Origin of the sequence: Salipiger mucosus DSM 16094, assembly GCF_000442255.1 — a bacterium.
Classification (GTDB): domain Bacteria; phylum Pseudomonadota; class Alphaproteobacteria; order Rhodobacterales; family Rhodobacteraceae; genus Salipiger; species Salipiger mucosus.
The window spans coordinates 240,389-249,004 of record NZ_KE557281.1 but is presented as its reverse complement, the minus strand read 5'-3'; the positions used below and the strand labels follow the sequence as shown (position 1 = coordinate 249,004).

Annotated in this window: 12 protein-coding genes; 7 read left to right on the top strand and 5 right to left on the bottom strand. The window is 60.1% G+C overall.

The window, feature by feature from the left end; all coding sequences use genetic code 11:
• The 4 genes from SALMUC_RS21460 to SALMUC_RS21445 all read right to left on the bottom strand — a co-directional run.
• A partial coding sequence (locus tag SALMUC_RS21460) for a transposase (RefSeq protein WP_020041751.1) occupies window positions 1–235 on the bottom strand: 235 nt, incomplete at its 3' end.
• Window positions 236–403: 168 nt separating this feature from the next.
• A complete protein-coding gene (locus SALMUC_RS21455) occupies window positions 404–835 on the bottom strand; it encodes a hypothetical protein (protein ID WP_020041752.1) in 432 nt (143 codons plus the stop codon).
• On the bottom strand, window positions 836–1,705 hold the full coding sequence (locus tag SALMUC_RS21450) for a phospholipase D family protein (RefSeq protein ID WP_084514044.1): 870 nt from the start codon (window positions 1,703–1,705) through the stop codon (window positions 836–838).
• Window positions 1,706–1,790: 85 nt separating this feature from the next.
• Complete coding sequence (locus SALMUC_RS21445) at window positions 1,791–2,168, bottom strand: winged helix-turn-helix transcriptional regulator (protein ID WP_021120785.1); 378 nt, start codon at window positions 2,166–2,168, stop codon at window positions 1,791–1,793.
• Between the two features lie 130 nt (window positions 2,169–2,298).
• Between SALMUC_RS21445 and SALMUC_RS21440 the strand changes: the two genes are divergently transcribed.
• The 3 genes from SALMUC_RS21440 (at window position 2,299) to SALMUC_RS21430 (ending at window position 3,939) form a co-directional block, all read left to right on the top strand.
• Window positions 2,299–2,907 (top strand): NAD(P)H-dependent oxidoreductase, encoded by a 609-nt coding sequence (locus SALMUC_RS21440; RefSeq protein ID WP_020041755.1) that lies wholly within the window; start codon window positions 2,299–2,301, stop codon window positions 2,905–2,907.
• The gene (locus SALMUC_RS21435) at window positions 2,894–3,595 is read left to right on the top strand and encodes a glutathione S-transferase family protein (RefSeq protein WP_020041756.1); all 702 of its coding nucleotides are present in this window, start codon (window positions 2,894–2,896) and stop codon (window positions 3,593–3,595) included. The genes SALMUC_RS21440 and SALMUC_RS21435 overlap by 14 nt, the downstream gene beginning before the upstream one ends.
• A gap of 137 nt (window positions 3,596–3,732) precedes the next feature.
• The gene (locus SALMUC_RS21430; RefSeq protein ID WP_020041757.1) at window positions 3,733–3,939 is read left to right on the top strand and encodes a cold-shock protein; all 207 of its coding nucleotides are present in this window, start codon (window positions 3,733–3,735) and stop codon (window positions 3,937–3,939) included.
• 243 nt (window positions 3,940–4,182) lie between these two features.
• Here SALMUC_RS21430 and SALMUC_RS21425 read toward each other — a convergent pair whose 3' ends face one another.
• Entirely contained in the window at window positions 4,183–4,911 is a 729-nt protein-coding gene (locus SALMUC_RS21425) for a GntR family transcriptional regulator (protein ID WP_156883603.1), read from the bottom strand.
• Here SALMUC_RS21425 and SALMUC_RS21420 point away from each other — a divergent pair.
• Genes SALMUC_RS21420 through SALMUC_RS21405 form a run of 4 tightly spaced genes read left to right on the top strand, consistent with a single transcriptional unit; the run spans window position 4,910 to window position 8,599 of the window.
• Window positions 4,910–5,779, top strand: coding sequence for an isocitrate lyase/PEP mutase family protein (locus SALMUC_RS21420; protein ID WP_051155964.1), 870 nt, complete (start codon window positions 4,910–4,912; stop codon window positions 5,777–5,779). The two genes, SALMUC_RS21425 and SALMUC_RS21420, sit on opposite strands and share 2 nt — an antisense overlap.
• Window positions 5,780–5,829: 50 nt before the next feature.
• A complete protein-coding gene (locus SALMUC_RS21415) occupies window positions 5,830–6,825 on the top strand; it encodes a TRAP transporter substrate-binding protein (protein WP_156883602.1) in 996 nt (331 codons plus the stop codon).
• Window positions 6,825–7,310 carry a TRAP transporter small permease gene (locus SALMUC_RS28460; protein ID WP_020041761.1) on the top strand — a complete coding sequence of 162 codons (486 nt, stop codon included), beginning with the start codon at window positions 6,825–6,827 and terminating at the stop codon, window positions 7,308–7,310. The genes SALMUC_RS21415 and SALMUC_RS28460 overlap by 1 nt, the downstream gene beginning before the upstream one ends.
• Entirely contained in the window at window positions 7,307–8,599 is a 1,293-nt protein-coding gene (locus SALMUC_RS21405) for a TRAP transporter large permease (protein WP_020041762.1), read from the top strand. The genes SALMUC_RS28460 and SALMUC_RS21405 overlap by 4 nt, the downstream gene beginning before the upstream one ends.
• Window positions 8,600–8,616 lie beyond the last annotated feature (17 nt).

Here is an 8,616-nt window from a genome sequence, read left to right as displayed (position 1 = left end):
GCCGCCGCTCGGACCGGATACCAAAGCAGTATCCGACCAGGAGCATGCGGATCAGCAATTCGGGATCGACGGAGGGGCGCCCTGTGTGACTGTAGAAATCGGCAAGGTAGGCGCGGATGCTGCTGAGATCGACGAACCGATCAATGGATCGAAGCAGATGATCCCGGGGGACGTGATCTTCCAGCGAGAACTCGTAGAACAGCGCTGGCTGCGCCTCCTGCTTGGATCCCATCATCGCCATTCCTCCCGCCCGTTGGCGGAATTGAATCAGCAAGATGCCCCTCGATCAAGCGCGAGTTTTTCAACAAAATAGGCCGACAGCGACGTGCCGGGATCCCGGCGGCTGGAGGGCTGCTTAGATAAGGGCGCGGCGCGATGCCGGTCCATCTCATAGAAGACCAATTCAGGCGTCCTCATCATAGTAGAGGGTGTCGAGCATCGCTACGCGATAGTCCCACAACTCGCCATCGCCGCCGCTGGGATGAGGTACGTTGTACCAAGGCGACGACTGGATCGGCACGATGATCCGATCCCAATAATTCGCCAGCGAAAGCGTCGTAGGGGCAAAGTTCAGTGCCTTGGCCAAGTTGCCCTTATTCTTCCCGTTCGCGCAGACAAATGTGTCGGGGCGCTTCATGGCAAGCAGCCTTGTCGCCGTCGGAAACTCTCCAACATGATGGGCGTCGGCATCCACAAATGCCTTGCGGAAACGCCGACAATATTCCTCGAAATTTTCGCGAGTGACCGGGTCCTTGCGGGGGATGCAGTCTACCGCGTCGCTGAGCTGGCGGTCCTGCCTTGAGATCAGGCCCGCAAAATCGCCATTGCCGCCCATCTATCCGAACCACCCCCAGTTATGGATGTCGAGACCTGCGGCGACCGTCTCGGCCTTACCGAGGGTGCCCGCGATCCCCTTCCACTCGGTCGCCGTGAGATCAGAGAACCGCTCCACGCTCGCAAAAAGGCGCTGAATTTCTCGAAGCAATTTAATCCGGCGCTTGAAGTTATGATGCGGGTCGATCTTCGCCATGGCCGCGAAATCTTTCCAGCTCATCATCGCCAGCGGCGAGGTCAGACCCTTCCCCCCATTCTTCTCGTTAGGGAGGATAGGGTCGCGCTGGCCACGCTGCCTTCGCGCCGCGTCGTATTGCCGACGGTAACTGTCCGCCAACGTTTGAGTGACGCGCTGCTTGAGCATGTCATAGCCTGACAGCTCGCGTTGGATCTGCTTGAACATGTCGCCGCCGGCCGGCCCCTTAATGTGGACGCAAGCCTCATGGTTGCGATCAAGACCACCTTGCGTAAAATTGGCGCTTCCGACAATTGCCTCCGCCTTACCGCCGGCCAGAAACAGATAGAGCTTGGGATGGAAGATGCCGTTGTCTGCCTTGGCAATGAAGGCATTCTTGGTGCCGATCAAGCGCTCCACCAGATCGGGTGAGGTCGCGAAACCGTTGAGGCCAAACGTGACCGAACGGAATTTTCCGCTGTTCTCCATAAGGAGATCAGCGAGCTTCCCATTATAGCCCCAAGCCACCGCGATCTGAATATCGTCATAGTCTTTGATCAGGCGCTTCAGTACAGATCGCGTTTTTTTCGCATCGAGCAGCGCTATATTCATCATTTCCAAACCTAGGCCTTTAATATTTCGCCGAATTTTTTCACAGTCTGCCAGCGCTCGGCAACTCGAAATGCTGCGCGCCATTTCCAATGGCCGTTTCGGGGAATGCCGCCACGCAGCACCGTCGAGACTCGACCGTCCGCTTAGGGCCGGTCGCGCCTTCGGCACGCTATTGCTTGTTAGCGGTCAAACTCTTCGGAAGGCCCTCACTCCACTTCCGCAGCTCATCCAGGAAACCCAAGGCTGTTCGCCCGAAATCAGTGATTTCGTAGACGACGGTGATCGGGGCGGTGTCGCAGACTTCGCGCCTGACCAGCCCTTGCTCTTCGAGTTGCCGTAAGCGTTCCGTGATCATCTTCTTCGATGCGCCGCCGATCATCCGGGCGAGGTCGTTGAACCGCACCGGCCCATCCTTGACGTGCCAGAGAATGGAGCCAGTCCATTTCCCTCCGATGATCCGCATGCCACGCTCGATGGCACAGGGCTCGACGCAGGCATTGACCGCAGTCCGTCGGCCTGCTGCGTCCACTTCGATCTTGGCTTCCATCGGTTTGCGCCCCGCTGATCTGTTCCATATTAGGTTACAAAAAGTATACTGGTTGTTTTTGTTTCCCACTACGGTCATCTCATCCTGGACCCCGCCGAAGTCAAGCGGGCGCAGCAACGGAAGAGACGACATGAGCAAGATCCACATCCTGAACGGCGCGCAGCCTTACGAATTTGCCCCCGGCACACTTAACGAAACGCTCGCGGAGCGAGCCAAGGCAACATTTGAGGCGCAGGGGCACGAGGTGCGCCTGACCACAGTCGCGGCCGGTTACGATGTGCAGGCCGAGGTGGACAGCCACCTCTGGGCGGACGTGGTCCTTTTGCAGTTCCCGGTGAACTGGATGGGCGTGCCGTGGTCGTTCAAGAAATACATGGATGAGGTCTACACGGTCGGCATGGGCGGGCAGCTCAGCAATGGCGACGGTCGCAGCGTGGCCGCACCGAAAGCGAATTACGGCATGGGCGGCAAGCTGGCAGGCACCCGTTACATGATCTCGGCCACGCTGAACGCCCCGGCCGAGGCCTTCGACGCGCCGGCGGAGCCATTCTTCGAGGGCATGTCGCTGGATGATCTCCTGCGCCCGGTCCACCTGAACGCCAGGTTCTTCGGTATGACGCCGCTGCCGACCTTCGGGGCCTTCGATGTGATGAAGAACCCCGACGTCGCCACCGACCTCGCCCGGTTTGATGCCCATCTTGCCACGACCTTCGGGGAGCTTGCCAATGACGCGGCCTGATATTGTCCTCTACACCGCCAACACCATGAACGGCTGGAAGCCTCTGATCTTTCTGCACGAGGCACAGATCGACTATGAGCTGGTGCCAATCGATTTCGGCAAGAAAGAGCAGAAGGCGCCCGATTACCTGCGTCTGAACCCGAACGGGCGCATCCCGACCATCGTGGATCGCGGCGCGGATGACTTCGCCGTGTTCGAGAGCGGCGCGATCCTATGGTATCTCGCCGAGAAATACGACCGTTTCCTCAGCCACGATCCCAAGGAGCGTTCAGAGACGCTGCAATGGCTGATGTTCCAGATGGGTGGGATCGGTCCGATGATGGGCCAGGCGATGTTCTTCCAGCGTATCGCCAAGCCGAATGGCGACGAGGTGCCCTACGCCATCGACCGCTACGTGACCGAAAGCCGCCGCCTGCTTGAAGTGCTGGATACGCGGCTTGCCGGGCGCGAGTGGCTGGTCGGTGATGCGATGTCCATCGCGGATATTGCGACTTACCCTTGGGCGCGCAGCTACTTCTGGGCCACGGTGAGCGTCGACGGATTGCCGAACCTGCAAGCATGGTTCGACCGCATTGACGCCATGCCACGGGTCCAGGAGGCCCTGCAACTGCCGGAGCCGCGACCGTCGGCTTTCGGTAAGGGCGACACGGAGGCTGCAGCCGCAGAAAACGCAGCCAGGTTCCGCTGAACACCTGACGCGCTGTCTCTCGGAGTGGTCTCGTCAGCGCGTCACACTCAAGCTTTGAACGCTGTGACGATCCGTGCCATCGTTCGTCTGGTTGCCAATTTCGAGCAACTTGAACGGCGAAAAAGGAGCCGACGACGATGCCAACCGGCACAGTAAAGTTCTTCAATACCACCAAGGGCTTCGGGTTCATCGAACGAGAAGACGGCGAAAAGGACGTTTTCGTGCACATCACCGCCGTTGAGCGGTCCGGCATGGCCGGATTGGCCGACAATCAGAAGGTCAGTTTCGAGCTCGAGGAAGGTCGCAACGGGAGGTCCCAGGCGACCAATCTGAAGGCTCTCTGACGACATCCGAGATTCCGCCCAGCGCCCAGACCGGTTTTCGGCAAGGGCGCTGGGCGTGTCACCAAGGCGTTAACCGGTTGCTCTTGTGCGCATTGCCGCCGCCATGGCACCGGTGGCCGATTGTCTCCACCTTCCATCCCGGCCCGCATGCCCAAGGGCAGGGCTGCCTTCCAGCGACAAGCTATTCTAGGGTGTCGTGAGTAGTGCCAGAAGGTCACTGCATTATGGCCGGCGTTCCGCGGCTCAATCTTTGCTCGCGAGTTCGACCGAGGATAGGATGTGAGACCGCATGATGGCTTCGGCCCACATCCCGTCGCGACGACGAAAGGCTTGAACCAGATCCGCGTGGTCCGAGCTGCTCTTGCGAATTCGCTCATCGGAGAACTTGCGATACGTGCGGGTGATCAGTGCGAGGTCGACGAGTGGTGGAGCGATTGCCACGAGCTGCCGGTTTCCAGACAAGAAGATGATCTGGCGATGGAATGCGGTGTTTTCTTCCGAGAACTGCTTCAAGAACTCTGGCTCATCGGAAACAACGAGCTCGTCCATTCGTCTCTGCTGCCCTTCGAGCTCGTCGATGGCATGCATCTGTGCCACCTCGGCGGTTAGACGGGCGGCGAAACCCTCAAGGACCGCTCGCAGGTTGAACAGATCCCGGATCGCTTCGGGGTCCCAAGTCCTGACGACCGCACCGATACGAGGTTCGAGGACGACGAAGCCATCAGCGGCCAGGCGGCGGATTGCCTCCCGGATCGGTGTTCGGCTGATCGCAAGAGTACTTGCGAGCTCTTCCTCGCGTAGGCGGGATCCCTCCTCGTAGCGCCCATCCGCAATGGCGTCGCGGATAAGGCGATAAGCCGTTTCACTGGCGGCTTCACGCAAATCGTAGCCTCCTTGTATACAATGCTTGCAGAATCGGCGTCCTGTTGGTAGCGATTTCTCGAAACTGTATACACCAAGGGCGAAACTCATGCCATCGAGAAATCTCCGCGAACTTCTTTCGAGGCCCGGATGCACAGTGGCGCCTGGCGTCTACGACTTGATCTCCGCGCGGTTTGCAGCGAACGCCGGCGCCGAAGTCCTCTACATGACGGGATACGGCACGGTCGCCTCGCACCTGGGTCTCCCGGATGCCGGCCTCGCATCATTCCGTGACATGCTCGACCGGGTCTCGGAAATGGCGCGGGTCGCAGAGGAGTACGGTATACCCCTCGTTGCCGACGGCGATACCGGCTACGGCGGGCTCCTCAATGTCGACCATACTGTCAAATCCTACGAGCGAGCCGGGGCCTCGGCGATCCAGCTCGAGGACCAGGTCTTCCCGAAAAAGTGCGGCCATACGCCGGGACGGGCTGTGATCCCTGTCGAGGAGATGGCTCAGAAAATCGAAGTCGCCTGCGAGGCCCGAACATCCGAGGACTTCCTCATCATCGCGCGCACGGATGCGCGAACGGTCGATGGCATCGACGCGGCGCTCGAGCGTATTGCCGCCTATGACAAGGCTGGCGCGGATATTCTGTTCCTGGAATCTCCGGAAAGCATCGAGGAACTGGAGCGGATCGGATCGTCTTTCGACAAGCCTTTGCTCGCGAACATGGTCGAAGGGGGCAGCACGCCGGTACTGGATCGCGAACGCCTCGGAGAGCTCGGGTTCAGCCTGGCGCTCTTTCCCGCAATCGGGTTCCTCGCCGCGGGTCGCGCTCTCGACGTGGCCTACAGGACCCTTGTGAAGGATGGCCGGACCGTCTCCGCGGAAACGCTTTATCCGTTTGACGAGTTCTCGAAGCTGATGGGCTTCGAGCGCGTGTGGGACTTCGACAAGAAGCACGCTCGGGGCTGACTTCCAAGCGGGGAGGAAGCCTCATCTACATTCTCAGGGAGGAGAACGAATTGAAACTCACGACTATACTCACCGCGACGGCAGTAGCCGTGCTCGCAATCCCGGCAGGGGCGCAGACTATCACCCTTGCCTCGACCGTTCCCGACGAGGGGATCAACACCGTCATGGTGGAGACCCTGTCGTCGGAACTTGAGGAGCGCCTTCCCGACGCCAACCTCGATATCTTCCTGGACGGTACGCTCGGGGGTGAGCGCGAACTCATCGACCTGGTGCGCATCGGGGAAACCCAGATCCACATGGGCGTGATCCATGCGTCGGAATACTTCCCGGAGCTCGACGCCACGCTTGTGCCCTATCTCTTCCCCGACTACGGAAGCGTCCAGGCGTTCCTCGGATCCGAGACCGGGGACCGGCTGAAGGCAGCCCTGGAAGAACGTGGCAACGCCAAGTTCCTCGGAACATACTACCAAGGGTCCCGCTGGGCGACGTCGAACACTGCTTTCCGGACCCTGGAAGATCTCGAGTCCATCAAGATCCGCATGCCGGAAATTCCTCTCTGGATCGACATTTGGTCCGGTCTTGGCGCGATCACGACGCCGATGCCTTCGCCCGAGGTTTTCTCAGCACTGCAGACTGGCGTTATCGATGCGCAGGAAAACATGCTGTCCAATATCTGGGGCCGCAACATCTACGAAGTTCAGGACTACATCGTCGCGACGCAGCACCAGCAGAGCTATGTCACGGTGATGGCGAATCTGGATTTCTGGGACAGCCTGACGGGCGAGCAGCAAGAGGCACTCCAGGCTGCCATCGACGCCGCCACGGCCGCCGCGACCGATGCCGCAGTCGAGGAGAACGAGGAGATCCTGCAGAAAATCGAGGACGCGGGTCTCGAGTATGTGGAGCCGGCGCCGGAATTCCGGGAAAAAGCCATGCCGGTGATCCGTGAGGCCGCATCCGGCATTCTTGAAGAGGGTATCTACGAGGCCGCGGTCAAGGTGATCGAGGAACACCAGCCCTCGAAATCGGGCTCCTCGACCGAATAATGTCCCGCTATAGCTTCGGCCTGGCCAGGGGTGCTGAGATATTGGCAACCCTGGCTTTCGTTGGGTTCTTCGCGGCAATTCTCGCCCAGATCGCCTACCGGTATCTCGGCATCAGTCTTGTCTTCTCCGAGGAACTCGCCCGTCTGCTCAATGTCTGGGTGGTATTCCTGGGCCTGATCGCAGTCACTGTTCGCCATGATCACATCAGGGTCGATCTTCTGGATAGAACCTTCGGAAACAGCCCGGCAACGACCTTCCTCTATCGCGTCCAACTGCTCTTGACCGCGCTGTTCCTCGCATCAGTGACTTGGGGGGCGTTCCACCTGACGACGAGCAACTGGGCCTATCCGCTTGCAACCCTTCCGATCCCCCGTGGCGCGATCTTTCTCGCGCCATGCCTCGGTGCCGGCTTCGGGGTCATGGTTAGCGTTCTGAAACTGTTCGAGCCCGTACCGGCGCTCGGTGAATTCGAAGAGGTGGAATGATGTTTCCCGGCTCATTCTCCATGCTCCTGCTGATCGTGCTTCTCATCTTCGGTGTCTCGGCCGGAGTTGCACTCGGCCTCGCCGCCGTCGGGTATTTCGCGGTGACCCGCGGAGTGCTGGAGATCCCGCACGAAATCATCGCTCAGCGGCTCGTTGCAGGGGTGGACTCCTTTACGCTACTCGCGATCCCGCTGTTCATCTTCGTCGGCCACATGATGAACGCGTCCGGCGCGACGACGCGGCTCTTTTCTTTTGCCAATGCCCTCGTCGGGCATGTCCGTGGCGGTCTGGCGCAGGTCAACATCATCGCATCCATGCTGTTCGCCGGCATGTCAGGTTCGGGCGTGGCAGACGCGGCGGGTCTGGGTGCCATGGAAGTTCGCGCCATGCGGGATGCCGGATACGATGATAAAACGACCATCGGCGTAACCGTCGGGTCGTCGCTGATCGGGCCGATTATCCCCCCCAGTATCCCAGCCATCCTTTATGCTGTCCTGGCGGGCGTGAGCGCCACGGACATGCTGCTTGCAGGCATTGTGCCCGGCCTGCTCATGGCTCTCGCGATGATGGCGCTCGCAGCTTGCTTCGCCCGTCGCCGCGGGCTTCCTTCGCAGGCCTTCCCGGGCATGGGCGCCCTTTGGGCTTCCTTCCTCGCCGCCTTGGCGCCGTTGCTGACACCGATCATTCTCTTGTCCGGGATATTCGCAGGGGTGTTCACGGCCACCGAGGCGGCAGCGGTGGCAGGTCTCTGGGCGCTCCTGGTCGGTACAGTATTCTTCCGTAACCTCGGGCTTCGGGGCCTCGCCGAAGTATTCCGGAAGTCAGCCTACGATACCGCAGTCATCTTTTTTATCCTCGCGGCCTCAGCCTTGTTCGCCTGGGTGCTCACACGGGCCCGGGTCCCTGACACGATGGCCAACTGGCTATCGGGACTGACCTCGGAACCTGCAATCCTCATGGCCCTCGTGATCATCTTTCTCCTGTTCATCGGTTGTTTCATGGCCGTCTCGGTCGCGATCAATATCCTGACGCCAATCCTCGTACCCATCGTGATTGCGTTCGGAATCGATCCGGTGCACTTCGGGATCGTCATGATCATGCTCCTCGTGATCGGTGAAGCAACCCCACCCTTTGGAATGGTGTTGTTCGCGATGACCAAGGTCGCAGACACAAGTTACGAGCGCGTGGCGTTCGCTGCACTGCCTTGGCTGGCCGCCATTCTCGCCGTTGTGCTACTGGTCGCGGCGGTTCCGGGACTTGCGCTTTGGCTGCCTGGCCTCTTGGGATGAGGGTTCGCCGGACGAAA

Coding starts and splice junctions, on each gene's coding strand:
- SALMUC_RS21455 (WP_020041752.1), bottom strand. CDS start 835: ATGGGCGGCAATGGCGATTTTGCGGGCCTGATCTCAAGGCAGGACCGC.
- SALMUC_RS21450 (WP_084514044.1), bottom strand. CDS start 1,705: ATGGCGCGCAGCATTTCGAGTTGCCGAGCGCTGGCAGACTGTGAAAAA.
- SALMUC_RS21445 (WP_021120785.1), bottom strand. CDS start 2,168: ATGGAAGCCAAGATCGAAGTGGACGCAGCAGGCCGACGGACTGCGGTC.
- SALMUC_RS21440 (WP_020041755.1), top strand. CDS start 2,299: ATGAGCAAGATCCACATCCTGAACGGCGCGCAGCCTTACGAATTTGCC.
- SALMUC_RS21435 (WP_020041756.1), top strand. CDS start 2,894: ATGACGCGGCCTGATATTGTCCTCTACACCGCCAACACCATGAACGGC.
- SALMUC_RS21430 (WP_020041757.1), top strand. CDS start 3,733: ATGCCAACCGGCACAGTAAAGTTCTTCAATACCACCAAGGGCTTCGGG.
- SALMUC_RS21420 (WP_051155964.1), top strand. CDS start 4,910: ATGCCATCGAGAAATCTCCGCGAACTTCTTTCGAGGCCCGGATGCACA.
- SALMUC_RS21425 (WP_156883603.1), bottom strand. CDS start 4,911: ATGAGTTTCGCCCTTGGTGTATACAGTTTCGAGAAATCGCTACCAACA.
- SALMUC_RS28460 (WP_020041761.1), top strand. CDS start 6,825: ATGTCCCGCTATAGCTTCGGCCTGGCCAGGGGTGCTGAGATATTGGCA.
- SALMUC_RS21405 (WP_020041762.1), top strand. CDS start 7,307: ATGATGTTTCCCGGCTCATTCTCCATGCTCCTGCTGATCGTGCTTCTC.